The 25,549-nt window shown below is 65.1% G+C and carries 25 protein-coding genes and 1 riboswitch; of the genes, 12 read left to right on the forward strand and 13 right to left on the reverse strand.

Annotation, left to right across the window (positions count from 1 at the left end; genetic code table 11):
• From ACXAJV_RS12690 to ACXAJV_RS12735, 10 genes are all read right to left on the reverse strand, one after another.
• The gene (locus ACXAJV_RS12690) at nucleotides 1-291 is read right to left on the reverse strand and encodes a DUF2312 domain-containing protein (RefSeq protein ID WP_475085769.1); all 291 of its coding nucleotides are present in this window, start codon (nucleotides 289-291) and stop codon (nucleotides 1-3) included.
• Between the two features lie 55 nt (nucleotides 292-346).
• Nucleotides 347-1,318 (reverse strand): alpha/beta fold hydrolase, encoded by a 972-nt coding sequence (locus tag ACXAJV_RS12695; protein WP_475085770.1) that lies wholly within the window; start codon nucleotides 1,316-1,318, stop codon nucleotides 347-349.
• A 5-nt stretch (nucleotides 1,319-1,323) separates the two neighbouring features.
• A complete protein-coding gene (locus tag ACXAJV_RS12700) occupies nucleotides 1,324-1,905 on the reverse strand; it encodes a hypothetical protein (RefSeq protein ID WP_475085772.1) in 582 nt (193 codons plus the stop codon).
• Between the two features lie 63 nt (nucleotides 1,906-1,968).
• Nucleotides 1,969-2,448, reverse strand: coding sequence for a response regulator (locus ACXAJV_RS12705; protein WP_475085774.1), 480 nt, complete (start codon nucleotides 2,446-2,448; stop codon nucleotides 1,969-1,971).
• Nucleotides 2,435-5,083 (reverse strand): ATP-binding protein, encoded by a 2,649-nt coding sequence (locus ACXAJV_RS12710; RefSeq protein ID WP_475085775.1) that lies wholly within the window; start codon nucleotides 5,081-5,083, stop codon nucleotides 2,435-2,437. The genes ACXAJV_RS12705 and ACXAJV_RS12710 overlap by 14 nt, the downstream gene beginning before the upstream one ends.
• Nucleotides 5,084-5,203: 120 nt before the next feature.
• Nucleotides 5,204-6,283 (reverse strand): acyl-CoA dehydrogenase family protein, encoded by a 1,080-nt coding sequence (locus ACXAJV_RS12715; RefSeq protein WP_475085777.1) that lies wholly within the window; start codon nucleotides 6,281-6,283, stop codon nucleotides 5,204-5,206.
• A gap of 3 nt (nucleotides 6,284-6,286) precedes the next feature.
• Entirely contained in the window at nucleotides 6,287-7,468 is a 1,182-nt protein-coding gene (locus ACXAJV_RS12720; RefSeq protein ID WP_475085779.1) for an acyl-CoA dehydrogenase family protein, read from the reverse strand.
• Nucleotides 7,469-7,639: 171 nt separating this feature from the next.
• On the reverse strand, nucleotides 7,640-8,245 hold the full coding sequence (locus tag ACXAJV_RS12725) for an HAD family hydrolase (protein WP_475085780.1): 606 nt from the start codon (nucleotides 8,243-8,245) through the stop codon (nucleotides 7,640-7,642).
• Nucleotides 8,246-8,349: 104 nt separating this feature from the next.
• Nucleotides 8,350-8,475 carry a type B 50S ribosomal protein L36 gene (ykgO, locus tag ACXAJV_RS12730; RefSeq protein WP_075188610.1) on the reverse strand — a complete coding sequence of 42 codons (126 nt, stop codon included), beginning with the start codon at nucleotides 8,473-8,475 and terminating at the stop codon, nucleotides 8,350-8,352.
• 109 nt (nucleotides 8,476-8,584) lie between these two features.
• On the reverse strand, nucleotides 8,585-9,640 hold the full coding sequence (locus ACXAJV_RS12735; protein ID WP_475085782.1) for an SDH family Clp fold serine proteinase: 1,056 nt from the start codon (nucleotides 9,638-9,640) through the stop codon (nucleotides 8,585-8,587).
• A 307-nt stretch (nucleotides 9,641-9,947) separates the two neighbouring features.
• Here ACXAJV_RS12735 and ACXAJV_RS12740 point away from each other — a divergent pair, with 307 nt between their 5' ends.
• The 4 genes from ACXAJV_RS12740 to ACXAJV_RS12755 all read left to right on the forward strand — a co-directional run bounded on the left by ACXAJV_RS12740 (nucleotide 9,948) and on the right by ACXAJV_RS12755 (nucleotide 13,414).
• Nucleotides 9,948-10,577: a LysE family translocator gene (locus tag ACXAJV_RS12740; protein ID WP_475085784.1), complete on the forward strand. Its 630-nt coding sequence runs from the start codon at nucleotides 9,948-9,950 to the stop codon at nucleotides 10,575-10,577.
• 106 nt (nucleotides 10,578-10,683) lie between these two features.
• Nucleotides 10,684-11,430: a DUF1194 domain-containing protein gene (locus ACXAJV_RS12745; protein ID WP_475085786.1), complete on the forward strand. Its 747-nt coding sequence runs from the start codon at nucleotides 10,684-10,686 to the stop codon at nucleotides 11,428-11,430.
• Nucleotides 11,427-12,206 carry a DUF1194 domain-containing protein gene (locus ACXAJV_RS12750; RefSeq protein WP_475085787.1) on the forward strand — a complete coding sequence of 260 codons (780 nt, stop codon included), beginning with the start codon at nucleotides 11,427-11,429 and terminating at the stop codon, nucleotides 12,204-12,206. The genes ACXAJV_RS12745 and ACXAJV_RS12750 overlap by 4 nt, the downstream gene beginning before the upstream one ends.
• Nucleotides 12,203-13,414 (forward strand): lytic murein transglycosylase, encoded by a 1,212-nt coding sequence (locus tag ACXAJV_RS12755; protein ID WP_475085788.1) that lies wholly within the window; start codon nucleotides 12,203-12,205, stop codon nucleotides 13,412-13,414. Before ACXAJV_RS12750 ends, ACXAJV_RS12755 begins: the two co-directional genes overlap by 4 nt.
• A 41-nt stretch (nucleotides 13,415-13,455) precedes the next feature.
• Here the strand turns inward: ACXAJV_RS12755 and ACXAJV_RS12760 are convergent, their stop codons facing one another.
• On the reverse strand, nucleotides 13,456-14,730 hold the full coding sequence (locus ACXAJV_RS12760) for an MFS transporter (protein WP_475085790.1): 1,275 nt from the start codon (nucleotides 14,728-14,730) through the stop codon (nucleotides 13,456-13,458).
• A 209-nt stretch (nucleotides 14,731-14,939) separates the two neighbouring features.
• Between ACXAJV_RS12760 and motA the strand changes: the two genes are divergently transcribed.
• The 3 genes from motA to mnmC2 all read left to right on the forward strand — a co-directional run bounded on the left by motA (nucleotide 14,940) and on the right by mnmC2 (nucleotide 18,209).
• Nucleotides 14,940-15,812: a flagellar motor stator protein MotA gene (gene motA, locus ACXAJV_RS12765; RefSeq protein ID WP_475085792.1), complete on the forward strand. Its 873-nt coding sequence runs from the start codon at nucleotides 14,940-14,942 to the stop codon at nucleotides 15,810-15,812.
• A gap of 102 nt (nucleotides 15,813-15,914) precedes the next feature.
• Nucleotides 15,915-16,466, forward strand: a complete 552-nt coding sequence (locus ACXAJV_RS12770; protein ID WP_475085794.1) for an RBBP9/YdeN family alpha/beta hydrolase — start codon at nucleotides 15,915-15,917, stop codon at nucleotides 16,464-16,466.
• Nucleotides 16,467-16,472: 6 nt separating this feature from the next.
• Nucleotides 16,473-18,209, forward strand: a complete 1,737-nt coding sequence (gene mnmC2 / locus ACXAJV_RS12775) for a tRNA (5-methylaminomethyl-2-thiouridine)(34)-methyltransferase MnmC2 (protein WP_475085796.1) — start codon at nucleotides 16,473-16,475, stop codon at nucleotides 18,207-18,209.
• 9 nt (nucleotides 18,210-18,218) lie between these two features.
• On the opposite strand, the gene ACXAJV_RS12780 is transcribed toward mnmC2, so the two are convergent.
• A complete protein-coding gene (locus ACXAJV_RS12780; protein WP_475085797.1) occupies nucleotides 18,219-18,464 on the reverse strand; it encodes a hypothetical protein in 246 nt (81 codons plus the stop codon).
• A gap of 145 nt (nucleotides 18,465-18,609) precedes the next feature.
• Here ACXAJV_RS12780 and ACXAJV_RS12785 point away from each other — a divergent pair, with 145 nt between their 5' ends.
• From ACXAJV_RS12785 to ACXAJV_RS12805, 5 genes are all read left to right on the forward strand, one after another.
• The gene (locus ACXAJV_RS12785; protein ID WP_475085799.1) at nucleotides 18,610-19,494 is read left to right on the forward strand and encodes a WecB/TagA/CpsF family glycosyltransferase; all 885 of its coding nucleotides are present in this window, start codon (nucleotides 18,610-18,612) and stop codon (nucleotides 19,492-19,494) included.
• 52 nt (nucleotides 19,495-19,546) lie between these two features.
• A riboswitch (cobalamin riboswitch) is annotated at nucleotides 19,547-19,758 on the forward strand.
• Between the two features lie 108 nt (nucleotides 19,759-19,866).
• Nucleotides 19,867-21,765 (forward strand): TonB-dependent receptor plug domain-containing protein, encoded by a 1,899-nt coding sequence (locus tag ACXAJV_RS12790; RefSeq protein ID WP_475085800.1) that lies wholly within the window; start codon nucleotides 19,867-19,869, stop codon nucleotides 21,763-21,765.
• A 22-nt stretch (nucleotides 21,766-21,787) separates the two neighbouring features.
• A complete protein-coding gene (locus ACXAJV_RS12795) occupies nucleotides 21,788-22,585 on the forward strand; it encodes an ABC transporter substrate-binding protein (RefSeq protein WP_475085802.1) in 798 nt (265 codons plus the stop codon).
• Nucleotides 22,582-23,568, forward strand: a complete 987-nt coding sequence (locus ACXAJV_RS12800; protein ID WP_475085804.1) for a FecCD family ABC transporter permease — start codon at nucleotides 22,582-22,584, stop codon at nucleotides 23,566-23,568. Before ACXAJV_RS12795 ends, ACXAJV_RS12800 begins: the two co-directional genes overlap by 4 nt.
• Entirely contained in the window at nucleotides 23,565-24,335 is a 771-nt protein-coding gene (locus ACXAJV_RS12805; protein ID WP_475085806.1) for an ABC transporter ATP-binding protein, read from the forward strand. The genes ACXAJV_RS12800 and ACXAJV_RS12805 overlap by 4 nt, the downstream gene beginning before the upstream one ends.
• Nucleotides 24,336-24,341: 6 nt before the next feature.
• Here ACXAJV_RS12805 and ACXAJV_RS12810 read toward each other — a convergent pair whose 3' ends face one another.
• Nucleotides 24,342-25,433, reverse strand: coding sequence for an Mrp/NBP35 family ATP-binding protein (locus ACXAJV_RS12810; protein ID WP_475085807.1), 1,092 nt, complete (start codon nucleotides 25,431-25,433; stop codon nucleotides 24,342-24,344).
• Nucleotides 25,434-25,549 lie beyond the last annotated feature (116 nt).

A 25,549-nucleotide genomic window follows, 5' to 3' on the forward strand; every position in this document is an offset into this window, starting at 1 on the left:
TTAGCCTTCCACGGCACCGAGATACAATTCCAGAAGCGCGTCGGCTTCCTGGCGCTCCCGGCGGTCGATCTTGCGCAGCGAGATCACCTTGCGGAGAATCTTGGTGTCGAAACCCATCGATTTGGCTTCGGCATAGACCTCTTTCATGTCCGCCATGACATTGGCCTTGTCTTCCTCGAGGCGCTCGATCCGGGCGACGAAGGCCTTGATCTGCTCGCGTGCGGCGCCGCCGATGGCGTCGGACTGGTCGATGGGGCCGGAGTCTTCAAGCACGTTGTCGGAGAAAGCCATGTCGCAAACCTCTTCTGGGGACGGGCGGGGAGACTAAATCCGCGAGCGGGCAGCCTCAAGCCGCTCCGCCAGCCGAGTGCACGCTTTCGCGCAGTTGTCGGCGTACATCATGGACGGCCTGCAGCACGGCCTGCGGGTGGTGGTGGTGCAGATTGTGGCCGGCACCGGCAATCCAGCGCATCTCGCCGCGCGGCATGCGCGCCGCGACCTGGCCGCCATGCCGGTGCGACCAGACCACGGTGTCGGCCTTGCCGGCCAGTATCACGGCCGGCGTCTCGACTGTGCTGTAGGCGGTCTCCTGGTCTTCCAGGTGCGAATTGACCATCGCCATGTCCCGCGCATTGGCCTTCCAGACCGGCGGGCGAAGCAGGAGCAGAAGCGCCGATCGGTCGAGATAGGCATCCGGAACCGGTTCCGGGTGAAAGGCCGAGATGGCCCCCGACGCTGCCTGGCCGCGGCCGGCAAGCGGGACGGCAATGCGGGACAGAAACGGGCCGATCACCGGCCAGAAACTGGCCGAGTTGAACCAGGCGGCAGTGCCGATCCAGGCTGACAGAGCCGGGGCCAGCAGGACCAGCCCGTCCACGCGGGCCGGATGGTCGATCGCCATGCGCATCGCAATGGCCCCGCCCCAGGAATGCCCGATCACTGTGGCGGCGCGAATGTCGAGATGGTCCAGAAAGGCCGCGATCAGTGCGGCCTCGCGACGGGGCGACCAGGTCCCGCCGGGACGCTGCGACCAGCCCAGACCGGGCCGGTCGAGCCAGATCACATGCTCGCCGTCAAGGGCCTCGGCCAGGGCCATGTGCGGCTCTTCCAGATTGGAAGCCGCCCCGTGCAGGACCAGGATGACAGGGCGTGCCGGATCGCCGCTGCGGCGATAATGGAGCCGGGTTCCCGAAATGTCGGCGAAACGGCCGCCGGGCGGGTGTGCCTGTTCGATGCGGCGTATCGTGTGACGGGCCAGAAGTGCGGCCAGACCGGCGAGCACACAGGCACCGGCCAGTATGGTCAGCCAAAAGGGCATGGCCCTCAGAGGGACCGGCCGGCGAGTGCGTCGGCGAGACGATCGCGGGCCTGCCGGGCGTTCTCATGGGCCGGATAGATCGCCAGCGCCGCTTCATAGGCTTCCAGCGCGGCCTGGGTTTCCTCGGCCCGCTCCAGCACCCGGCCGAGCGTCAGATAGGCGTCATACCGGCGCGGTTCCAGCGTCAGCGCCGTGTTCAGCGTTTCCAGGGCATAGGCCCAGTCCTCGACGCGGGCCGCCATGCGGCCGGCGGCCAGCCAGCCTTCGGCGAAGTCCGGATCCAGCCGTGTGACGTGGTCGTACATGCGGATAGCGATATCAACATCGCCCGCCGCTTCCGCTGCGCCGCCGCGATCCATCAGCAGGGAGATGGTGTCGCTGCCGGAATGTGCCCACAGCGCGCGGATTTCATCGACGAGCGGTGCCGCCTCACGCGGCGTCTGCGCCTGCGCCAGCGCGTCCAGCCGCTGCTCCAGCCGGGCTTCCGGCGTGCGGAATTCCGTGCGCGGTGCGACTTCGACATCGGCCGGCGGCGTCTCCTGCAAGGCCAAGCCTGCGAGCAGGACGAATGCTGAAAGGCTCATCATGGTGCAGAGGATAGCCTTTGCCCCGGCTGCGTCCAGCACCCGCAAACAGATTGTGGATAGGATTTAAGGCGACACGCGGCTGCCATGCCTCATGGGGTGCGGCAGTGTCGCGACATTGAACCAGAAGGCCCCGATCGACTGGACGATCGCGTCATAGCCATCCACTTCGAAAGGCTTGGTCATATAGGCGTTGGCGTGGAGCGCGTAGCAGATGTCCACATCGCTGGGCGAGGACGAGGTCGTCAGGATCAGGACCGGGACTTGGGCAAGGTCGGCATCGCCCTTGACGATTCGCAGCACGTCCCGGCCGTCCAGCTTGGGCAGGTTGAGGTCCAGAAGGATGAGATCGGGCACGGGCTGTCCGGCAAACTCCCCTTCGCCGCGCAGGCGCTGCAGGGCAGTCTCGCCATTGCGTACCACTTCCATCTCGTAGGGGAAGCTGGCCTGCTCGAACGCATCGAGGACCAGGAATTCGTCACCGGCATTGTCCTCGACGAGCAAGATATGCGGTCTTTTCGAGGCGGACTTGTCAGCGTTGATCATGTGTCGGTTCGATGGCTTTCGGCAGGGTGAAAAGGAACAGGCTTCCAGCGGAGGGGCTCTCTTCAACCCATAGCACACCTCCATGACTCTCAATAATCTTTCGGCAAATTGCCAATCCCATTCCGGTGCCGGAATATTCGTCCTTGGCGTGCAGGCGCTTGAAAGGGTGGAAAATCTGTTCGCGGTACTGTGGCGCAATACCGATGCCGTTGTCGGCGACACTGATCCGCCAGGCATCGTCTTCTTCGTGCGCATCGACGCTGACGTGAACGGCATTGCCGGAGCTGTGATACTTGATGGCATTGCCGATGAGGTTCTGCATCAGCTGGGTCAGCTGGGCCCGGCTGCCGCGAATTGAGGGCAGGTCGGACACTTCGATCCGGGCCTGTGTCTTGTCGATTGCGGTCTGCAGGTTCCGGATCGCGTCCTCAGCGATGTCGCCCAATGGAACATCGACTTCGCGCGGTTCGGAATCATAGTTCAGCCGGCCATAGGCCAGCAGGTCGGCGATCAGGGCTTGCATGCGTTCTGCCGCCTTGATGGAGTGCTGGATGTAGCTGCGCCCGGAATCGTCCAGAGCGCTGTCATAGCGCCGCGCCAGCAGGGCGTTGAAATTGGAGATCAGCCGCAGCGGCTCCTGCAGGTCGTGGCTGGCCGCGAAGGCGAAGCGTTCAAGCTCCTCATTGGCGCGGGACAGCTCGGTGATGAAACGTTCGCGTTCGGCCTGGGCCTCCTGGCGGCGGGTGATGTCGCGAAACACGGTCACCACCCCGACCAGCCCGCCGGTCTCGTCGAAAATGGGTTCGCTGGAATATTCCGCCGGAAAGCTCGTCCCGTCCTTGCGCCGGAAGGGTTCGACCCCGTTGCGCACCGGGGCTTCGCGGGTTTCGGTGACCATCGGGCAATCGGCCCGGGTATGCGGCCTGCCGTCGGCATCGACCGGGTGGATCACATCGTGCAGCACCGTGCCGGTCAGCGCCTGCGGCGTATAGCCCAGCAATTGCGCCGCGGCCGGATTGACGATGGTCGATATCCCGTCCGCATCGGTGCTGATGATGCCGTCCGCGGCGTTTTCCAGGATCAGCGCCAGATTGCGCGACAGGGCCACCGTCTCGGCCGTCTTCTCCTCGACCAGGCGCTGTACCAGGTCGGTGCGGGCCGTCGTCAGCAGGGTGAGGGCGTTGAGCAGGGTGATGAAGGCGATGCCGATCACCAGCAGCGACCAGGAGACCCAGTCCTGATGCGCGGCCTGGAAGGCCGAGGTCGGCGTATAGGTCAGCGCGAGCGTCAGGCCCTCCATTTCGATCAGATGGGTGACGCTTGACCGCAAGGATGCGGGCGCCTGGCCGAACACCGTGTGCGGCACGCCGGAGGAACGATCCTCGACATGCAGGCGGTAATCCGTGCCGTGGCGCAGCGTCATCGAGGTGATGAGGGTGGTGAGGTCGATACTGCCCAGTGCCAGACCGCTCAGCCGCCGCCGGCGTTCCTCGGGCGTCTCGGGGGCCGGGCCGCCGCTATAGGCCGGGGCGGCTATCACCAGCGAATGGACGCCGCTCAACAAGCCCGCATGCCCGTCATCGCGGCGTTCCAGCAAGCGGGCAACCGGCACCCGTCCGGCCAGTACGGCCTCGATCATGCCGGGCATGCCGATACCGGAAAGACTGGTGGCGATGCCGCCGGCCTCCGGCGCGGCCGGGTCGAGCGGGTAAAGGGCGAGCGGGGAGGCCGTGCGCTCGCCGAAGGCCGAACGTTCCAGCCCGCTGGCCTCGGCCAGGACCGAGACGCGAGGGCCCCAACGGATATCCTCGACACGGACCTGGCGGGAAAAGGCGATCGAGACAAAGGTTTCGAACTCTTCCGGTGTGACGGATTCGGAGGCGGCGAACAGCCCGCCCAGCTCGGTCAGGCGGCGGTGCAGCCGGTCGAGCGTATCCTTCATCGCCTGCTGCTCGGCGGCGGCGATCGCGGCGAAGGTTTCGCGCCGGTCCCGAATGCCCTCGGCACGGCTGAAGCCGAAAATCGTCAGTATCGTCACCAGCAAAAGCGCCATGGGCAGGACCACGGCAATCTTGCGCCGCCGTGTCACCTGGTGGCGGTCGGCGAGCAACAGGAAGATCGGCGCGAATGCGACAATACCGACGAGGCTCGACAGCCAGGCCCGCAGGTAAAGCGGGGCGTGGAAATAAGCGGTTTCCAGACCGGTCAGGGCGGTGGCTGCAGGAAAGGCGGCCGCCATCGGCAGGGCGGCAAGCGGCGCTGCGACCAGGATGAGAAAGAAGATCTCCCGGCCGGTCTCCAGCGGCCAGTTGCCATCCCGGTTGACCCGGGTCAGCACATACCGTCCGACTTCTGCCTGAGCGAGAGAGCCGGCGGTGCCGCACAGGGCGAAGAACAGCGCATCGCGCGGCGAGGCGCCGAACTGGCGGAGGGCGAGGTCTGCAGAGACGATGAGGGTGGCAATCCCGATCGGGATCAGCATCGTCCGGCCCCACAGCGCCGTGGCGGCCACGGCCAGGCCGGCGGCCGGCCAGACGGGGACGAAAAAGCCCGGGGGGACGGAGAGCAGAAGCGCGATCTCGCCCAGCAGGGTGTAGGCAAGGCCGACAGCGACAAGTTTCACGGTGGCATTCATGCGCGCCAAGGTCTCCCCTTATCGGCCGGAAAGAAAGCCTGCGATTCGTTGCGACGGAAAACCGCAAAAAAAAGCCCCGTGGCCGGGCCACGGGGCTTTTCACGCGGGTTCCGGATGATGTCAGGCTGCCCGGTTGATGTCGGTCAGCGCCATCACCTTGCGCAGCTGGTCTTCGGTATCGCCAAGCTGATGATCGATCATGATCAGGCGTTTGGCATAGTGCGAGCCGGCATATTCCCAGGTCATGCCGATCCCGCCATGCATCTGGACGGCCTCCTCGGCCACCAGCTTTCCGGCGCGGCCGATCAGGTTCTTCGCCTTGGCGACCGCGAGGGCGCGCTCACCGGTTTCGAACTTGCCGCCGGCATGGATGACGATGGAGCGGGCCTGCTCGATCTCGATGGAGAAATCGACCAGCCGGTGCTGCAGTGCCTGGAACATGGCGATCGGACGGCCGAATTGCTGGCGCTGCATGAGATAGTCGCGCGTCATCTCCTTGAGCACATCCATCGCGCCCACGGCCTCTGCGCACAGGGCCAGACGACCGGCGTCGAGCGCCGCCTCGATGGCCTCGGCCGCGTCGTCGGCCAGGCAGTCGGCCGGGGTGCGGTCGAGCACGATCTCGGCGGCACCGCCGCCATCGATCATCGGATAGGCCAGGATTTCGGCGTCTTTCGCCTCGATCTCGTACAGACCCAGCTGCCCGTTTTCGGACTTGGCCGCGACGAGGATGCGGTCGGCCGCCTGACCGCCATAGACCACCGTCTTGCGGCCGGTCAGCTTGCCGTTTTCCGCGCGGGCGGCAATCTCGCCGAGATCGCCGAAACTGTCGCTCTCATCGAAGGCGAAGGCGGCACGTTCGCTGCCGGCGATGATCGCTTCGATGCGATCGGACTTGCCGAAGGCAGCATAGAGGCGAAGCGCCATCAGATTGCCCAGCAGGGGTTCCGGACACAGCGCCCGGCCGATCTCCTCGAACACGGTGGTGATGTCGAAACCGGCACCGCCGAAACCGCCATCATCCTCGGCGACGAGGGCGCCCATTATCCCCAGCTCGGCCAGGCCGGCCCAGCCCTTGGGGTCGTGGTAATCGCCTTCATAGGCGATCTTGTTGCGGTGTTCGGGCGGATAGGTATCGGCAAGGAAACGGCGAAGGCTGTCCGCGATCATCCGGCGATCGTCTGTCGGTGTGAAATCCATGGATCAGGCTCCGAAGGTTTCTTTGGTGATGATATTGCGCTGGATCTCGTTGGACCCGCCGAAGATCGAGAGCTTGCGATTGTTGAAATAGTTCGCGGCATTGGCCGTCGCCTCGGGCGGCGCAATGCCGTAATTGCCGATCACCTCCTCGGACGGGAAGGGCGCGGCGGCCGGACCGAGCGCGCGGCGGGCCAGATCATTGATCGCCTGACGGATCACCGTGCCCTTGATCTTCAGCATGGACGAGACCGAGCCCTGGGCGTCCGATGTGCCGAACAGCATGCGCAGATTGGTCATCCGCATCGCTTCCAGGTCGATCTCGACCTCGGCCACCTTCGCCGCGAAGAGCGGGTCGGCCGCGAGCGGCTTGCCATAGCGCTTCACCTTGCGGCCCAGCGCCTTGAGCTGGTTGAGCGCCTCGGTGGAGGCCCCGACGCCGGCGATATTGGTGCGTTCATGGCCCAGGAGGTATTTGGCGATGGTCCAGCCCTGGTTTTCCTCACCGACGAGATTGGCCACCGGCACACGCACATCGGTGAAGAAGACCTCATTCACCTCATAACCGCCCTCGATCAGCTTGATCGGGCGCATCTCGATGCCCGGCGTGTCGAGATCGACCAGCACGAATGAAATGCCTTGCTGCGGCTTGCCCTCGGTGGAGGTGCGCACCAAGCAGAAAATCTTGTCGGCATACTGGCCGAGCGTGGTCCAGGTCTTCTGGCCGTTGATGATGTAGTCGTCGCCATCGCGCACGGCGCGGGTCTTCAGGCTGGCCAGGTCGGAACCGGCGCCGGGTTCCGAATAGCCCTGGCACCACCAGTCCTCGCCGGACAGGATGCGCGGCAGGATCGTTTTCTTCTGCTCCTCGGTACCAAACTTGATCAGCACCGGGCCCAGCATGCCCAGGCCGAAGGGAACGATGCGCGGCGCGTTCGCGAAGGCGCATTCTTCTTCGAAGATGTGGCGCTGAACGGCATTCCAGCCAGGGCCGCCATGCTCTTCCGGCCAGGTTGCTGCCAGCCAGCTGCGGGTCTGCAGCAGAGCGTGCCAGCTCTCGATGTCCTGCTTGTCCAGCTCGCGTCCATTGCGAACCTTGGTTGCCATATCTTCAGACAGATTGTCCTTGAGGAAAGTGCGTACTTCCTCGCGGAAGGCCTCCTCCTCCGGGGTGAAATTCAGGTCCATGCTTGTCTCCTCGCGCCCTTGTCGACCGCTTTCCCGAACGAATGCGGTACCCGGTCTTACGCCGAATTTCCCGCTTTCGATGACTGGGTACGCATTAAAGGCGAAAGGATGCGTGGTGAATAGTGCGCAGATGCATCATCTGGTGCGGCGGTGCGGCGCGGGTCTGGCCGGTCAGAGCAGTCCGCGGCTTGTCAGGGCGGCTTTCAGCGGGCCTTCACCCCGGAACACTTCGGCATCGAAACCGAACTCGCGCGCCGCGGTGACATTGTCGTCTCGATCGTCGAAGAAGACGATCTCCTCCGGCGCGAAGGGCAGGCGCATGGCCGCGATCTCGTAAATTCGGCGGTCCGGCTTGATCACACCTTCATGGGCCGAGACGATGACGTCCCTCATGTGCGCCATCTGCGGGTAGAGCGTGTTGACCGGTTCCACCCATTCTGCCGGGAGGTTGGTGAGCGCGTACTGCGGCACTCCCCGTTCGGCGAGCGTGTCCATGACGATATCGGTTCCCGGAACACTGCCGTCGAGCATGCCGTCAATGCCGGTTTCCCAAGCGCGGATCGCGTCTTCATAGTGGGGATATTTCGCGATCAGGTGCTCGCGATTCTCGGCCATGGGCACGCCGCGATCGTGCGCCGCATGCCAGTCCATCGTGCACACCTCGCCCAGGAAGTGATCGACTTCCTCGGAGGTGCGGAACAGTTTTTCGTAGAAGCGGCGCGGGGACCAGTCGAGAAGGACATTGCCCAGATCCCACAGGACGGCTTTGGTCGTCATGCTGGTGCCTCCAAAACGCAAAACCCGCGCACCGGGGTGCACGGGTTATGCGACAAGTCGATTTGGGCGCGCTGGAACCTGCAAGCAGGCCCGGCAGCAGCCGGCTAGCCGGCGCGAGCCTTGAAGCGCGGATCGGTCTTGTTGATGACGTAGATACGGCCACGGCGCTTCACGACCTGGCAATCGCGGTGGCGGTTCTTCAGCGATTTGATCGAGCTGCGGACTTTCATCGTTCGGCCTTCACGTTGGTAAGCGTGTTAAAAAGGAGCGCGGGAGATACGGGAGCCGGAGCGTCCTGTCAACATCGTCTGTGCGCTCGATCTGCGCCTGATGCGCGGCTCAGCGGAAGACCGGCGCGACCGGGGCGCCGCCATCGCGTTCCGGCTGGCTGTTCATCATCGACACGATCAGCACGGGATCGTCCTTCGGTGGCGGCTGGCAAATGCCGAATGCGGCTTCCGGCATCGCCGTCGATATGTTCAGTCCGAAGCTGGCGGCCTCCTGCGGCAGGATCGGATAGTCGTGATTGCGCCCGCCGCCGATCAGGTCGTTGGTCAGGGCGCAGGTGCCGTCCTGTTTGTGGGCGTCATTGACGTAGTCGCACGAGAAACGTCGCGCCTCCTCGACAGCCTGTTTGGCCATCTTCGAGAGGATCAGCATCTCGTCGCTCACGCGGTCGGCGGACTTGTGTTCGGTCAGTGCGGCAAGGATCGGCGCGGGCATCCAGGCGTACTGCGGATCGATCGGGCCGAGCACGGCACTGGTGCCCATGACGATCTCGTCACAAGCGAGGGCGATCATCGTGCCCGCTGATTTTGCGCGATAGGGCACGAAAGCGGTCTTGCGGCCGGGATGGTGCTTCAGCGCATGCAGTATCTGCTGGGTCGCCGAGGCGATCCCGCCCGGCGTGTGCAGGATGATGTCGATCGGGGCATTGTCCGGTGCGTGGCGAATAAGGTTGATCGCCTCGATAGCCGTATCGGTATCGATATACTCGTCTACCTCGTGATGCACGATCGATAGGACGAGACTGCCGCGCGAGCGCGCGAAATCCTGCACGCGCTTGTCGATCATGGCCCGGTAGGCCTCATAGGGTGAGAGGCTGTCATTGGATCCATTGCCAGGGCCGGTGCGCTGGCTGGCCGATACGGGGGCGGGACGAAGCGGTGCCTGTGTGTCGCGGGCGGTGGCTGTTGCCGTCGCGTTGCGGGGGGCAGCAGTTGTGCCCGCGGGCGCCGACCGGCTCGCCATTTCGGCACGTTCGCGCGCATCACGCGCGTCTTCGCGTTGGATAATGCGATGGTTTTGCCAGGCTGCCAAGCTTGCCAGTAGCACACAGATCATTGCAATGCCGGACCAGCCGGTCACGCCCAGACCGGTAACCATATCGAACATGTACTTCCCCGATTGCCCCGAGCGCCGCCTGGACGGCGCGTCCGTCTCCATTCGCATTAACCACTTTATATCAACGCGCGCGCCGGGGCGAATCGAATGAACCAGGTCTTCGGTTTGCCACGGTGCCGCACTTGCGGGCAGGCGTGCTACCAGGTCTGGCAGACAGCGCGGACAATCGCGCCTCCGCCGGATTTGAGATGTATCCCCGTCCGTGCCTGCATTAGCCGAAGGGTTCTGTTCTGCTGGAGCGCGCCATGACACCCGAACTCATCCTCAGCCGAAGGGTTCTGTTCTGCTGGAGCCCGCCATGACACCCGAACTCATCCTCACCTTCACGGGCATGCATATCGCCATGTCGCTGAGCCCGGGGCCGGCCGTGCTTCTGGTCTCCACCCAGGGCATGGCGCGCGGGTTCTGGGCCGGCGTGGCGACGGCGGTGGGCGTGCTCGCGGGCAATACGATCTATTTCGCGCTGTCGGTTTTCGGGCTCGGCGCGGTCCTCGTCAGCTCGGCGCTCCTGTTTACGGTGATCAAGTGGGCAGGCGCGGCCTATCTTGTCTGGCTGGGGATCTCTACCCTGCGCAATGCTCGCACGGTGGCGGCCCGGCCGCAGCCGGTAACGGTTTCGGAGCTGGCCGGACCGGCCTTCACCCAGGGGATGGTCAAGCAGTTGGGCAATCCCAAATCGGTGCTGTTCTTCGGCGCGCTGCTGCCGCAATTCATCATTCCGGGGCAGACCGGCGGGGCCGACTATCTTCTGATGCTGGCCATCATGCACGGTACCGAACTGCCGATTCTTGCCGGTTATGCTGCGCTGGGGGCGACAGGCGGGGCCTTTGTGCGCGGACCGGTGGGTCTTGTCTGGCGCGAGCGCGTGTGCGGCGTGTGCCAGATTGCTGTCGGTGGCCTGCTGGCGGGCTTGCGGCGCACAGCGTGAGCGAAGCTTACCACATCGTCAGTTGTTCGCGCCGCAAACCCTTCATAGTGTGCGCGCCATGACAGGGTTCGGGGTATGCTTCGGGGTCGCGGCAGCGGCCCTTTTCGTGGCTGGCGCCAGCGCGCAGTACGACGATTTCACCTATGACTACGACGTGGATGTCGAGCTCGTGCTCGCCGTCGACATCTCCTATTCCGTTGACGAGGAAGAGGCGCGCCGCCAGCGCGAGGGCTATGTGGCTGCCCTGGCCTCGGAAGATGTGATCCGCTCGATCCAGGGCGGGCCGCTGGGCCGGATCGCCGTGACCTATGTGGAATGGGCCGATAGCGGCTTCCAGCGCGCCGCGGCCGACTGGACCGTGATCGCCAGCGAGGAAGATGCGCTGGAGTTTGCCGCCCGCGTCGCTGCCGCCCCGCTCGAACGCGGCCACTACACGGCGATCGGTGCTGCGATCGCTGACAGCGTGCAGCGTATAGAGAGCAATCTGCACTCGGCACCCCGCCGCATTATCGATATCTCGGGCGACGGGCCGCAGAACCAGGGACTGCCGCTGGAACAGGCGCGGGCCCGTGCGGATGCGGCCGGCGTGGTGGTCAACGGACTGCCGGTAATCTCCGCCGGCAACGGGCGCTGGGTGCGGCCCGTCGAGATGAATCTCGACGGGTATTTCGAGGAAAACGTCATCACTGGTCCGGGCGCCTTCGTCCTGCCGGCCCGCACCGAGGCGGAGTTCCGCGAAGCAATCCTGCGCAAGCTGGTGATCGAGATCGCCGGCGCACTGCCATCGCCGGCAGAACTTGGCCGCGATCCCGCCCGTCCTGCGGCTGCGTCGAAAACGGGGCTGGCGCCATGAGACTTGCCGTCCGGGCCGGCCTTTCGACCCTGGCCGTCCTTTGCCTGACCGGCGGCAATCTTGCCGCCACGCCCGACTGGTATACCCGCGAGATCCAGTACGCTGAGGATGGCCGCGAGATGGTCGACCTAGAACTCGTACTGGCGGTCGATGTGTCGTCCTCGATCGACGAGGTCGAGGCACGGCGTCAGCGGGAAGGTCACGTCGCGGCACTCGCCGACCCGGAAGTGATCTCCGCGATCCAGTCCGGCGGCTATGGCCGCATCGCGGTGATGTATCTGGAATGGGCCGATGCCGACTTCCAGCGCGTCGTCGCGCCCTGGACGGTCATCGAGACGGAAGACGATGCCCGGGCTTTCGCCGCGACACTGGCCACAGCGCCCTTCATTTCCGGCCGGCGTACCGCAATTGGCGGTGCGATCGACAATTCGGTCAGCCTGATCGCGGACAATCGCTATGACGGCGTACGCCGGGTGATCGACCTGTCGGGCGACGGCCCCCAGAATGCCGGTCCGAGCCTGTCGGCCGCGCGCAGCCGGGCCGAGGCCGAGATGATCACCATTAACGGCCTGCCCATCGACAATGCCCGCCAGCATCCTTTCCGGCCATCCGTGTCGATCAATGTGGCCGCGTATTTTGAAAACGAGGTGATCGCCGGGCCCGGCGCCTTCATTTCGCCAACAAACGAACATCATGATTTCGTGGACGCATTGAAACGGAAGCTTATCATCGAGATCGCCAATCTCGATCCGCTGCGCTTCACGAGGAATGGATGATCCGTACGCTACTGGCCAGCCTGGCCCTTGTTACGTCCCTGTCTGCCGCCACACACGCCCAGCCCGACGGCGAAAGTTTTGCTGACTGGCTGGCCGGATTTCGTGGCCGGCTGGAAGTGTCCGGCGCCACGCCGGACACCGTCGCATCCATGCTGGACGGGCTGGAGCCGGACATGCGCATCATCGAGCGCGACCGCAGCCAGCCGGAATTCGTGCGGCCGCTCTGGTCCTATCTCGATATCGCGGCGTCCGACCTGCGTATCCGCAACGGCCGGGCGGCCTATGCCGAAAACCGTGAGACGGTTGATGCCATTGCTGCGCATTTCGAGGTGCGCCCGGAAATCCTGATCGCGATCTGGGGGCTGGAAAGCTCCTATGGCGAGATCCCCGGCAATAACGACATTGTCCGTTCGCTTGCGACGCTGGCTTGGGAAGGCCGTCGCCGCAACTGGGCTGAAGGCGAGCTGATTGCCGTCGGCACCATGATCGATAATGGATATGCCACGCGCGACCAGCTCACCGGTTCCTGGGCCGGCGCGATGGGCCAGATGCAGTTCATCCCCTCCACCTATCTGGAACGCGCCCATGACTGGGATGGCGATGGCCGCCGCAATATCTGGACGAATAAGGCCGATGCGCTGGCGTCTGCCGCAAACCTGCTCGGCCGGGCCGGTTGGCGGGCAGGCCAGCCTGCAGTCGTTGAAGTCGATGTGCCGGAAAGCTTTGATTTCGCCGCCTGGGACCCGGGCCAGTCGCGCCTGGTGTCGCAATGGGCGGTGCTTGGCATCGCGCCGGCTCGCGGTGAATGGGCGGCCGACCTGCTGATGCAGGCCGCACGGCTGGATCTGCCGGCCGGTGGTTCGGGGCCGGGCTTCCTGACCTTCCCGAATTTCCGCGTGATCCTGCGCTACAACAACTCCACCAGTTACGCGATCGGTGTCGCGCATCTCGCAGACCGGATTGCCGGGGGCGAGTCTTTCGAAGGGCCGTGGCCGGAAAACAATCCGCCGATCACCCGCAGCCAGACGCGGGAGCTGCAGGCGGCGCTCAACGCGCTCGGTTTCGACAGCGGCACGCCGGACGGGCTTGCCGGACCGAATACGCGCGCCGCGCTGCGCGCTTTCCAGCGCTCCAACGGCCATCTCGCCGACGGCTATGTCGGCCAGGCGATGTATGATGCGGTGATCGCTGCTGCAGCGGCCCGATAGTCCTCGTGTTCTGAAGTGATGTCACCGGGGCCTTGGCTTGCTCAGGGCTCCGGCTTGACCTCGACGATATTCGCGACACGCTTGATGCCCGGGTGCAGCCAAGCCAGCGCCAGCGTGATAGCGGCCAGCACGAAGGCGACATAGTAGGGCACGAGATGGCCCAGCTGGTTATACATGAACAGGCCGCCGACCGGGCCGAGGATGAAGCCCAGTCCGGCGGTCGCCGTGGTCAGGCCAGCAACCCGTCCCTGCTCTTCCGGCTCTACTGCAATCGACGCACCGCCGACAAAACCCGAGCGGGCCAGTCCGAACGCAAATGAAATCAGGATGTAGGCGGTGACAATACCGGCATAGTTCGGCGCCACGATCATCAGGGCAAACCCCGCCATGGTGATCCCTGCACCCAGCGACATCAGGATGCGCGGACTGGCGTGCAGGGCCGGGATCACCACCAGCTGGGCGACGATGAGCGCGCCGGCGCCCGCGGCCAGCGCGATGGACGACATCTGCAGGCCGGCGGCCTCGTCCAGTTGCAGCGAGTCCATCACGAAGAAGGCAAGCGTGGACAGGCTGAGCGACTGTACGATCCAGGCAACACAGCCATAAGCCACGAAGGGGAAAATCCGCGGATCGGCCCCGAAGGCGAACTGTGCAAAGGGATTGATGGGCCGGTTCTGCTGTTTGGGCGGGGACTGTTCGGGCAACCGGTACCACACTGCGAAGGCGCCCGAGGCGACTATTGCCGAAATGATCACCATGAAGACCGGCACGCCGACGAGTTCGACAAGGGTTGCTGCGAGGGTGGGGCCGATCACCGCGCCCAGGCCGAAAGCGGCTGTGAGCCCGGCCAAGGCCTCGGTCCGTTCGCCCGGGCTGGTCCGGTCGGCGACATAGGCCTGTGCAGACGGATTGGTTGCCGAACCCAGACCGCCGAACAGCGTTCGAGCCAGCGCCATGGCGAAGATTGCCCCCAAGGGCGGGATCCAGCCGCTCTCCCCGGCCCAGGCTGCGGCCGCAAAGATCAGAGTCGAACAGGCAAAGGCACACAGACCGAACACGATGAAAGGCTTGCGTCCCCGGCGGTCAGAAAGCGCGCCCCACACCGGTGTCATGGTCATGAAGAGAACGGCGGATACCGTGTAGATCGCGCCGACCCAGTATTCCGGCACCGCCAGTCCGCGCGCCAGCGGCGGCAGGATCGCGAACAGCATGTTATTGCCGATACCGGTTGCCATCAGGCACAGGAAAAGCAGGCGGAAGGCTTGGCGCCGTTCGGCGGGACTGGTGGGCGTGGACGCAGTCTGGGGCGGGGTCATGATGCTGATCTAGACTGCCGATTTCCGACCGTCCAATGAGTTTTTAAAGAGCGGGTATGCCTGAATGACCGGTCACCGAACCGGCTGCGCCGCCCCCCATCCGTAAACACCCGCATAACGCGCGTTCAACCGGACATTAAGCTTGTCCCGTCATAGTGCCGGTCAAACGGGGTCGAGAAACGGCCTACCAGAGCGGTGGACGGTACAAAATGTTCCAGATTATCGGCATCATTGTCGTGTTCGTCATGGTGTTCGGCGGCTTCGCGCTGGCCGGCGGCCATTTCGACGTCATCCTCAAAGCCATGCCCTTCGAGCTGATGATGATCGGCGGCGCTGCAGTCGGCGCCTTCCTGATCGGCAACAAGCCGAAAACGGTGATGAAGACCCTCGGCGACTTCGCCAAGATCTTCACCGGCCCCAAATGGAAGGGGCAGGACTATACCGATCTGCTTTCATTGTTGTTCTTGCTAACAAAAACAATGAAGACGAAAGGGGTTATCGCGCTCGAAAGTCATATCGAGAACCCCAAGGACAGCGCGATCTTCACGCGTTATCCCCGGATCATGAAGGACCATTTCGCCGTCGACTTCATCTGCGACACGCTGCGCATGATGACGATGAACCTGGAAGACCCGCACCAGGTCGAGGACGCGATGGAAAAGCAGCTGGAAAAGCACCATCACGAAGCCGCCGATCCTGCCCACGCCATGCAGACCATGGCGGACGGCCTGCCGGCCTTGGGTATCGTGGCTGCCGTGCTGGGCGTGATCAAGACGATGGGCGCGATCGAAAGTCCGCCGGCCATTCTGGGGGGCTATATCGGTGGCGCCCTCGTCGGCACCTTCCTCGGCGTGTTCGTCGCCTACGGTTTCGTCGGTCCTTTCGCGGCTTACATGCAGGCCGTTTATGACGAAGAACACAGCTTCTACAAGATCATCCAGGATGTGCTCGTGGCGCACCTGCACGGGAATGCTGCCCAGATCTCGGTCGAGATCGGCCGCGGCGGCGTCCCTTCCAAGATGCAGCCCAGCTTTGCCGAGCTGGAAGCCGCCCTGGACCAGATACCCTCCGAAGTCGGCTGATCGACAAGGCCGTACGAGGACAACTGGCGCGGAACCCACCGGTTCCGCGCCATTTCATTTTGGGGGGATGGCGTTTGCACCGATCGGCGGTAGAAGGGCGTCATGAAGATCAAGGACGCCGACATTCTCATCGTGCCCGGTGCGGGCAATCCCTCTCCCTTCCACTGGCTGACGCGCTGGCAGGGCAATATGTCCACGGCACGTCGTGTGGATCAGGATGACTGGAACCAGCCGCAGCGCGAGACCTGGGTCAAGCGGCTGGTCGATGCGGTTGGCGAGGCGGAGAAGCCTGTCATTCTCGTCGCGCATGCGCTGGGCGTACTCACGGTGGCCCATGCGGCCCCGGCGCTCACCGGCAAGATTGCGGGAGCCTTTCTGGTGGGCGCATCGGACTGGGAGCGTCCCGAGCTGAAGACGACCTATGGCGATCATGGCTTTGATCCTGTGCCGCGCCAGCCGCTCGGCTTTGCCGGTCTGCTGCTGGCAAGCGCCAACGATCCCACCTGCAATATCACCAAGGCAGAAGCCTGGGCGCGCGATTGGGGCATTCATTTCGGCAATGCCGGCGAGGCCGGGCATTTCGAGCCGGAAAGCGGGCATGGCCCCTGGCCGGAAGGCCTGATGGCCTTCGCCCGCTTCACCCAGACGCTCTAGGTCGAGATGACCGGGGAGAGCCTGGTTTGCGAGCCGGCCCGGCTCGACTGGAGCGAGCCGTCTGGTCCGCGTGCGGCCGACTATGGCGATGTCTATTTTTCTGCTGAGGACGGGCTTGAGGAGACGCGGGCGGTTTTCCTGGCCGGCTGCGGGCTGCCCGAGGCCTGGCAGGGGCGGCAGCACTTTGTTGTCGGCGAGCTGGGCTTTGGTACCGGGCTGAATGCGCTGGCGCTCTGGCAGCTCTGGCGCGAGACCCGGCCGGTTGGCGCCTGGCTGGATTTCGTCTCCGTGGAGAAACATCCGCTAAGCCGCGATGAGGCCGGCCGGGCCTTCGCGGCCTGGCCGGGTCTTGAAGAGCTCACATCGCGTCTGCTGGAACAATGGCCATCGCGGCAAAAGGGCGTCCATCGCCTGGTGTTTCCCGAGGACGGGTTCGCGATCACCGTCATTCACGACACGGTCGAGGCTGCACTGGCCGATATGGATTTCCGGGCCGATGCCTGGTTTCTCGACGGCTTTGCGCCGGCAAAGAATGACGCCATGTGGTCACAGGATGTCCTCGACCAAGTCGGGCGGCTGTCAGCGCCCGGCGCGCGGATCGGTACGTTCACGGTGGCCGGTCATGTCCGGCGGGGCCTGCAGGCCGCTGGTTTCGAGGTCGCCAAACGCCCCGGCTTCGGGCGCAAGCGCGAGCGGCTGGAAGCCGTTTTTCCCGGCACATCCGCCGCAACAATGCCATTGCCGCGGAAGGTCGCGATCATCGGTGCGGGAATTGCCGGGGCCAGTCTGGCCCGTGCCTTTTCAGGCCGGGGCAGTGAAATCGTCGTGTTTGATGCAGCCGGGCCGGCGGGCGGCGCTTCGGGTGCACCGGCCGGTCTTCTGACGCCGCGCCTGGAGCGCGCCGACCGGCCCCATGTCCGCGCAACCCTGGCGGCGTTTGATTATGCGCGCAGATGTTATGAAGACTTCGACGGATTCTATCCCGGCGGGGTCGTCCGGCTGGCGAAGGATGAGCGCGAAGCGCAGCGTTTCGCCGGGATCGCCGCCCTGATGGACGAGCGGGTCGAGTGGGATGGCTCCGTGCTGCACATGCATGCTGCGGCCCGCATCGAACCGGCGCGGATCGTGGCCCAGATGCTGGGCGATGTGCCGGTCCACGAGGCGCGGATTTCAACGATCTCCGAGACGGACAGCGACGTTCTGCTGGCGGATGCAGACGGCGAAACACTGTGCCGTGCGGATTGCGTTGTGTTTGCCTGTGGGGCCGGTACAGCGGCCTGGTATCCGGATATTTCAGCGAGCGCCGGACAGGTCGCGGTCTTTGCAGGCGAAGCGCCGGCGCAGCCTGTGACCTGGGGCGGCTATGCCTGTGCGGCGCCGGGCGGTGTGCTGGTCGGTGCCACCCATGTCGCCGGAGAGGATGCTGGGCCGGACGAGCCTGTGATTGCCGATTTCCGCGCGGCGTTCGAGCGGCACTTTCCTTCATTGAAGGCCGGCGAGGTCGTGCAGACCTGGCGTGGTGTGCGGGCCTCGACGCCGGACCGGCTCCCGGTCGCCGGAGCGATGGGGCCGCGAACTTTCATTCTCTCCGGTCTCGGCTCGCGCGGTTTCGCTCATGCGCCCCTGCTGGCCGAGCATGTCGCAGCACTCGCTCATGGGCATGTGCTCGCACTGCCACGATCCGCGGCCGAAGCATTCGGTCCGGCCCGTTTCGAGATGCGCCGCCAGAGACGCGGCGGCTAAAGCGCCAGACTAGACGACCTCCGGCAGCAGATCGTCAGGCGTCTCGTCCGACTTCTCGAAGCGCAGTTCAGCAAGTGGGCAGGGTGTCGCGAAACAGGTCGCATCGATCCGGAAATCCGGTCTCCTGCCGGCGTCCAGAACGACGGAATACGCGCCCATCGATAAGGTGACATTCAGGCCGGTCACCGGCGGCAGCGCAAGCGAGACGGCGGACAGTGCCGCCATGGCTGCCAGAACTCCCGCTTTCACAAGCATGCCGGGTCCTCCTCGACCTTTGCTCTTCTGGATGCCGCAGGAGGTCCGATTGGATGCACGTCATCGGGGAAAACGGCGCGCGGTTTGCATCGGTGGGGGTGAAACGGTTGCGCGTGGTGCGTAACGGGACAAGGGATGTCAGATCATGCAGGCAGCGGCCAGCGGCAGTTTCGTCGAACGGCGTAGCGGTTCGCGTCATATCTGGTTTCTGAACTCGGCCTTCGACAAGATCGGTCTGGATACGGCCCTGCACCGGATCACCGAACGCGATCCGGTCCGTCCTTTCGCCTTTGTCGTCACGCCCAATGTCGATCATCTGGTGCGGCTCGAGCACGACACCGTGCTTGCCACACTCTACGCCCAGGCTTGGCTGACGGTCTGTGACAGCCGTGTCCTGGAACTGATCGGCCGCATGTCGGGTGAGCGTATCGATATCGCACCGGGTTCGGATCTGACGGCGCGCCTGTTCGACACCGCAATCGATCCGGCGGCACCGCTGACGATCATTGGCGGTAGCCGGGCCGTTATTGACGCCGTCTCGGCGCGCTACGGTCTGAAGGATGTGCGCTGGCACGAACCGCCGATGGGATTGCGGAACAATCCGGAGGCCGTCGCCGAGTGCGCAAAATTCGTTGCTGAAAATCCATCGCGCTTCGTACTGTTCTGCGTGGGGTCTCCGCAGCAGGAAATGATCGCGGAAGCCTGTCTTGATCGAGGCGACTGCACGGGCGTCGGACTGTGCGTGGGCGCATCGCTGGACTTCCTGGGCGGCAAGGCCCGGCGGGCACCGGTCTGGGTTCAGCGGGCACGGCTGGAGTGGTTGCACCGTCTGGTGCAGGAGCCGGGCCGCATGTGGCGCCGCTATCTGGTTGAAGGTCCCAAAGTGTTTCTGCTCTGGCGGCGCTGGCGGAAAAGCCAGCGTGAGCTGCGCGCGCTCGAACGCACGCTTTCGCAGCCGGACCGTGTCAAAGAGCGCGCACTTCACCAGCGTATCCGCAACCTGGAAGCCCAGTTGGCGTCACGTGAGTGATACGCGCTGTTGCATGCGGGGCACCGGCATTGCCTTTTGCCGCGGCCGGCCCTAGCGTCCGCGTCGCGATGGTTCCCTCACGGGATTAATCGGGAAGCCGGTGCGGTCACCACTTTTCCAGGTGATGGCCAAGTCCGGCGCTGTGCCCGCAGCCGTAAGCGGCGAGCGGCGATGCAAGTAACCACTGGAGCCTGAGGCTCCGGGAAGGGGCATCGTCCGCATGGACCCGCAAGCCGGAAGACCTGCCATCGCCGTCGTCTGTCCGCTCGTGCGGGAAAACACGAGGCTGGCGCGGATTTTCCGTTTTCGACGACTCCTTGCAACCTGCCGGTCGCGTGTGCGGCCGGTTACCATGCTGTGGAGACGTGGTACATGCGCATACACAAATCGCTGCCGCTGGCGCTGGCGGCCAGTTCAATCCTGATTTCACCCGCCGTCCTGGCCCAGGACGCGCAGGACGATGATGTCATCCTGATCACCGCTGCTCGCGTGCCGATACCGGCCGACGATGCGACGGCGAGTATCACCCGCCTGGACGCTGCGGATATCCAGGCCCGTGGATCGGTTTTCGCGGCCGATATCCTGCGGGCTGTTCCGGGCCTGGCGGTTTCGCATTCCGGGGCGCCCGGTGCGCTGACCCAGATCCGTGCCCGCGGCGCCGAGGCCAATCACGTTCTCGTACTGATCGATGGTGTGGAGGCCAACAATCCTTTCACCGGTGAAGCGGACTTTGCGCACTTTGCCTTCAGCGATCTCGGTTCGATCGAGGTGTCGCGCGGCGAACAGTCGGCCCTGTGGGGGGCGGATGCCATTGGCGGTGTTGTCCGTCTGACCACGGCGCGACCCACGGCGGGTATGACGACGTCGCTGGGGCTTGAGGGCGGTGAATTCGGGACCTTCCACGGCGATGGCCGGATCGCCTCGACCTTCGAAAGAGGCTGGCTGACCCTGTCCGGCAGTGCCTATCGCAGCGACGGGATCGACGTGTCGGGAACCGGCGGCGAGGAAGATGGCTATGAGAACGAAACCGTCAATCTCGCGGGCGGATATGTGCTTAACGATATTGTCCGTTTTGAGGGTTCGGCGCGCTGGCTGTCCTATGAAAGCGCGTTCGACAGCGATACCGATTTCGACGGCCTGCTGAACGATGTCGACCGGAACACGGACGGACAGATCGTCTTTGCCCGGGCTGCGCTGCTGGCTGAACATTCGACCGGCGGTTTCGAGGTCGAGCACGAACTGGCTGTGCAGCTTACCGATGACGAGGTCCAGAATTTTGCGGACGGTGCGGTGACGGGCCGTTCGCTGGGGCAGCGGCTTCAGTCTCACTATGAAGTCACCGGCCGCTGGTCGACGGGCGAGACGCGGCACCGTCTGACAGGTCTTGTCGAGCACGACCGCGATCGCCTGAAATCCTTCACGGCGCCGGGGGCGGGATCGAACCAGTCACCGTCGATCGAAGCGAGTGCTTTCGCGGCCGATTACGGTCTGGACCATGGCGCGCTCACACTGACCGCGTCTGTCCGGCGTGACATCCATGACCGGTTTGACGATGCCACGACCTGGCGGGTCGGCGCCGGCTGGGCGTTTGATTCTGTCGATGGCCGGGCCCGGGCGAGCTTTGGCGAAGGGGTCAAAAATCCGGGCATCTACGAGCTGTTCGGCTATTTCCCGGGCAGCTTTGTCGGCAATCCGAACCTGGATCCCGAGCGCTCGTCGGGCTGGGAGATCGGTTGGGACCAGACCCTGCTGGAGGGGCGTGCGACCCTTTCCGCCGTCTATTTCGAGTCCGAGCTCGAGGGCGAGATTTACACCGATTTCTCGAGCTTCCCGTCGACCGCACTGAACGCCGCATCCTTGTCCAACCGGTCGGGTGTCGAGCTCTCGGGCAGCTGGGACATTTCCGGCAGCTGGTCGGCATTCGGCTCGCTCTCCCTGCTGGAGAGTGAGGAGAATGGCGTTGCGGAGATTCGCCGGCCGGAGCAGCTGGCATCGCTGACGCTCGACTGGCATCCGGCAAACCTCGACTGGTCCGGTGCGCTGACGGTCGACCATACCGGCGATCAGCTGGATACGGATTTCGGGTCCTTCCAGACAGTGACGCTGGACGCTTACACCCTGGTGGGTGGCCAGGTGCGCTGGAAGGCAAGCGATGCACTGGAGCTCTATGTGCGCGGCGAAAACCTGCTCGATGAGGAGTATCAGGATGTGTTCGGCTATCATACGCCGGGCCGCGGCCTGTATTTTGGCCTGCGTCTGCGCAACGGCTAGTCCGGCATTTGCCGGCGGCGGCGTGCGCGTCCTGCAGACCTCGAACGGGGTCGCGTCGACGTCGCTGTGTGCCGATGCCTACGTCCTTGAACTGGCGGGAGAGGGTCGCATTGCGGCCCTCTCCTGGCAGGTCGATCACCCGGTTTCGGCCGCCCCGGACTGGGCGCGCAGCCTCCCGACGGCGTGGAACGACGCGGAAAGGCTCTACGCCCTGGCGCCGGGCCTGACGGTATTCGGGGCGGGCGAGGGCGCGCGTACGCGCCGCATGCTGGAACGGACCGGGTTTGAAACCTTCGAGCTGAGCTGGGCGAGCGATTTCGACGGCGTGCGTGCCAATCTGGTCGCGCTGGGCCGTCATCTGCAGCGCGACGCGGAAGCCGAAGCGGCGATCACGTCGCTCGACCGCCGCCTGGCGGCGCTGTCTGCGCGCAGCGCGGAACGGGGCGTATCGCCGCGTGTGCTCTATCTGAGCGCATCCGGCGGAACGGCCGGTGTGGGGACGTATATTGACGCAGCGATCAAGGCGGCCGGTGGCCTCAATGTCATGGCGGAGTACGGTGTGACCGGCTGGCCGCCCGGCGATCCCGAGACCGTGCTCGCCGTGGAGGCCGATATCGTGCTCACGAGCTTTTTCAACGACGGATATACCGGACTGTCGAGCCGTGCGGCGCGGCATTCCGCCTACCGCCGGGTACTCACACAGGGTGAAACCGGGACCATTCCTGCCAGCGACTGGCCCTGTGCCGGTCCGCGCCTGATCGATGCTGCCGAAAGGATCGCCGACATCATCGACGACTGGTCGGCGCGGGTGCCGTCATGAGCGGGCGGGGCTTTCTCGTGACAGGGTTGGCGGCCGGCCTGGTGGTGGCCACCGGCCTGTCGCTGTTTTGCGGCGGTACGGGGCTGCCGGCAATTGGCGGGTTGTTTTCCGCGACGCCATCGCTCGACACCCTGATCCTGCGCGAGCTCAGGCTGCCGCGCGTCCTGCTGGGCGTCCTGGTCGGCGCCGGGCTGGGCGCCGCCGGGGCTGTCATGCAGGGCTTCTTCCGCAATCCGCTGGCCGATCCCGGCGTTGTCGGCGTGTCGGCGAGTGCCGGCCTCGGGGCTGTGACGGCGCTGTATTTCGGTCTGGCCTCCCTGTTTGCGCTGGCGCTGCCGCTGGCCGGCGTGTTCGGCGCAACCGCCGGCGTGACCCTGCTCTTCCTGATCGCGGGGCGCGGCGCGTCCGCAACCACGCTGATCCTGTCGGGGGTGGCCGTGAATGCGATGGCGGGCGCCCTGACGGCATTGCTGATGAATCTGGCGCCCAATCCGTGGGCGCTGGCGGAGATCGCCTATTGGCTGATGGGGTCGCTGAAAGATGCCAGCTGGACGGAGATCGCCTTCGCGGCGCCGCTGATCCTTGCCGGTCTGGCGATCCTGTCGACGACAGGGCGCAGTCTGGATGCGCTCAGCCTGGGTGAGGAGACGGCGGTCAGCCTGGGTGTGAATTTGCGGCGGCAACGCCTGACCGTGGTCGCCGGGACCGCGCTGGCTGTCGGCGGCGGTGTGGCGGTGGCTGGTGCGATCGGTTTTGTCGGGCTCGTGGTGCCGCATCTCCTGCGTCCGCTGGTGGCGCACCGCCCCGGCGCCCTGATTCTGCCCTCCATGCTGGGAGGCGCCCTCCTGGTGACCCTGGCCGACCTGTTCGTGCGGCTCGCGTCCGGGCCCGGAATGCCGCTTTATCTGGGTGTGGTCACCGCGCTGATCGGCGCACCCTTCTTTCTCTGGCTGGTGCGCACATCGCAACGGGTGGCACCATGAACCGGCTCGATTTCCATCATGTCGATTTCGGCTATGGCGACCGGTTGTTGCTGCGCCGGACCAGCCTGTCCTTCGAGGGCGGCGGTATTGCTGCGCTCGTCGGTCCGAACGGGGCAGGCAAGTCGACCTTTCTGAAGCTGGCCGCCGGCCTGTTGCAACCGGCGAGCGGGCGCGTGGAGCTGGGCGGGCGGTCGCTTGGCGACATGCCGCTGCGCGAACGGGCCCGGATGATCGGTTATCTGGCGCCGGACGGACGGTCCGCCTGGCCGATGACCGTGCGCAATCTTGTCGCGCTGGGGCGTGCACCCTGGCGCCAGCCCCTGCGCGCCCTCGGGGCAGAGGACCGTGCCGCAATCGATCAGGCCATGGAACAGACCGGCATTGCCGATCTGGCTGAACGGCGGTTCGACACGCTGTCGTCCGGCGAGCGGGCGCGCGCACTGATCGCCCGGACACTTGCCGGCCATGCGCCCTTGCTGGTGCTCGACGAGCCGACGGCCGCTCTCGATATCCGGCATCAGCTGGGGGTGATGGAGATTCTGCAGGGCGCGTCGAAGGCGGGAACGCAGGTGATTGTCGCCGTGCACGCCCTCGACCTCGCGGCCCGGTTCGCCGACCGCGTCCTGGTGATGAAGCAGGGCGGCATCCTGGCAGACGGCCCGGCGGAGACCGCCCTGTCCGAAGCGGTTGTGAGTGAGGCCTTTGAGGTCCGTGCGCCGGGCGGCATCCTTCCGACCCGCCTGGCACCGCTTCCAGTCTACCGCTAGGAAAATCTAGTCGAAGACGATTTCCGGTGCCGGCTTGGACGCCGTTTCCGCTGCAGACATGACGGCGCGGCCGACGCGGGCAAAGGCCTTGCCGACCGGGCCGTCGTCGAGCGCCATCGGTTCGCCGGCGTCGGAGCGCGTACGCAGATCGGGGTGAAGCGGGATGTCGCCCAGATAATCGATGCCCAAGGCCTCGCTTTCCGCCTTCACGCCGCCATGGCCGAAGATATGACTGCCTTCGCCGCAATGCGGGCAGATGAAGACGGACATGTTCTCGACCATGCCGAGAATGGGCACATGGGTCTGGTCGAAGAGATTCATCGCCTTGCGGGCATCGTCCAGGGCGAGATCCTGGGGTGTCGAGACGATCACGGCCCCGTCGACCGGAATGTCCTGGGCGATGGCAAGCTGGGCATCGCCGGTGCCCGGCGGCATGTCGAGGATCAGCACATCGGGCTGGCCCCAGTCGGTGTCGGCAAGGAATTGCCGGATGGCTCCCTGCACCATCGGTCCGCGCCAGACGATGGCGGCCCCGGGTTTCACCACAAAGCCCATCGACACGATCTTCACGCCGTGGGCCATGACGGGCTGGACGCCGGCATCGGTCTTTTGAAGCCCCGGCACATCCGTGAGGCCGAAGAGGCGCGGTGCGGAGGGGCCGTAGATGTCAGCGTCCAGCAGGCCGACCTTCAGCCCTTCACGCGCCAGGGCCACGGCGAGATTGGCGGCGATGGTCGACTTGCCCACGCCGCCCTTGCCAGAAGCGACGGCGATGATGCGCTTTGCCGGCTTTGGCGCCGGGGCCGCCCGGTCCTGCTGACGCTTCTGCGGCTTCTGGCGGCCTTTGGCGCCAGAATTCTCGCGATGCGCGGTCATTACGGTGCGCACGCGCCCGATCCCGTCCAGCGCGGCGACGGCCTCTTCGATCTCGGGGCGCAGACGGTCCAGATCCGGCTCACCGGCAACGGGCGGCGACAGGATAATCGTTGCCGTGTCGCCCATGATTGACGCGGCCTCGACGCGGCCCGCATCCAGGAGGTTCCGGCCCGACTGGCGTTCGGTCACCGATTGAAGGGCTGTGCGAAGGCGGTCGTCCATGATGCTGTCCTGCTGCGCAATGATCGAGGCCCTGACTTAGGCGCTTCGCGGCAGAACGGGAAGACATGGCAGCTGCGACCGATTCAGCCGCGCGGTGTGTTCAGGAAAATTGTGGG

It is taken from the genome of Maricaulis sp. ABE4_448 (genome assembly GCF_056160825.1).

Bases quoted from the DNA above. Each gene is read 5' to 3' on its own strand.
- ACXAJV_RS12705 (WP_475085774.1), bottom strand. From the start codon at position 2,448: ATGATCAACGCTGACAAGTCCGCCTCGAAAAGACCGCATATCTTGCTC.
- ACXAJV_RS12800 (WP_475085804.1), top strand. From the start codon at position 22,582: ATGAGCGGGCGGGGCTTTCTCGTGACAGGGTTGGCGGCCGGCCTGGTG.
- ACXAJV_RS12710 (WP_475085775.1), bottom strand. From the start codon at position 5,083: ATGAATGCCACCGTGAAACTTGTCGCTGTCGGCCTTGCCTACACCCTG.
- ACXAJV_RS12755 (WP_475085788.1), top strand. From the start codon at position 12,203: ATGATCCGTACGCTACTGGCCAGCCTGGCCCTTGTTACGTCCCTGTCT.
- motA (WP_475085792.1), top strand. From the start codon at position 14,940: ATGTTCCAGATTATCGGCATCATTGTCGTGTTCGTCATGGTGTTCGGC.
- ACXAJV_RS12790 (WP_475085800.1), top strand. From the start codon at position 19,867: ATGCGCATACACAAATCGCTGCCGCTGGCGCTGGCGGCCAGTTCAATC.
- mnmC2 (WP_475085796.1), top strand. From the start codon at position 16,473: ATGACCGGGGAGAGCCTGGTTTGCGAGCCGGCCCGGCTCGACTGGAGC.
- ACXAJV_RS12740 (WP_475085784.1), top strand. From the start codon at position 9,948: ATGACACCCGAACTCATCCTCACCTTCACGGGCATGCATATCGCCATG.
- ACXAJV_RS12785 (WP_475085799.1), top strand. From the start codon at position 18,610: ATGCAGGCAGCGGCCAGCGGCAGTTTCGTCGAACGGCGTAGCGGTTCG.
- ACXAJV_RS12695 (WP_475085770.1), bottom strand. From the start codon at position 1,318: ATGCCCTTTTGGCTGACCATACTGGCCGGTGCCTGTGTGCTCGCCGGT.
- ACXAJV_RS12810 (WP_475085807.1), bottom strand. From the start codon at position 25,433: ATGGACGACCGCCTTCGCACAGCCCTTCAATCGGTGACCGAACGCCAG.
- ACXAJV_RS12750 (WP_475085787.1), top strand. From the start codon at position 11,427: ATGAGACTTGCCGTCCGGGCCGGCCTTTCGACCCTGGCCGTCCTTTGC.
- ACXAJV_RS12725 (WP_475085780.1), bottom strand. From the start codon at position 8,245: ATGACGACCAAAGCCGTCCTGTGGGATCTGGGCAATGTCCTTCTCGAC.
- ACXAJV_RS12770 (WP_475085794.1), top strand. From the start codon at position 15,915: ATGAAGATCAAGGACGCCGACATTCTCATCGTGCCCGGTGCGGGCAAT.
- ACXAJV_RS12760 (WP_475085790.1), bottom strand. From the start codon at position 14,730: ATGACCCCGCCCCAGACTGCGTCCACGCCCACCAGTCCCGCCGAACGG.
- ACXAJV_RS12690 (WP_475085769.1), bottom strand. From the start codon at position 291: ATGGCTTTCTCCGACAACGTGCTTGAAGACTCCGGCCCCATCGACCAG.
- ACXAJV_RS12700 (WP_475085772.1), bottom strand. From the start codon at position 1,905: ATGATGAGCCTTTCAGCATTCGTCCTGCTCGCAGGCTTGGCCTTGCAG.
- ACXAJV_RS12780 (WP_475085797.1), bottom strand. From the start codon at position 18,464: ATGCTTGTGAAAGCGGGAGTTCTGGCAGCCATGGCGGCACTGTCCGCC.
- ACXAJV_RS12715 (WP_475085777.1), bottom strand. From the start codon at position 6,283: ATGGATTTCACACCGACAGACGATCGCCGGATGATCGCGGACAGCCTT.
- ACXAJV_RS12720 (WP_475085779.1), bottom strand. From the start codon at position 7,468: ATGGACCTGAATTTCACCCCGGAGGAGGAGGCCTTCCGCGAGGAAGTA.
- ykgO (WP_075188610.1), bottom strand. From the start codon at position 8,475: ATGAAAGTCCGCAGCTCGATCAAATCGCTGAAGAACCGCCACCGCGAT.
- ACXAJV_RS12735 (WP_475085782.1), bottom strand. From the start codon at position 9,640: ATGTTCGATATGGTTACCGGTCTGGGCGTGACCGGCTGGTCCGGCATT.
- ACXAJV_RS12805 (WP_475085806.1), top strand. From the start codon at position 23,565: ATGAACCGGCTCGATTTCCATCATGTCGATTTCGGCTATGGCGACCGG.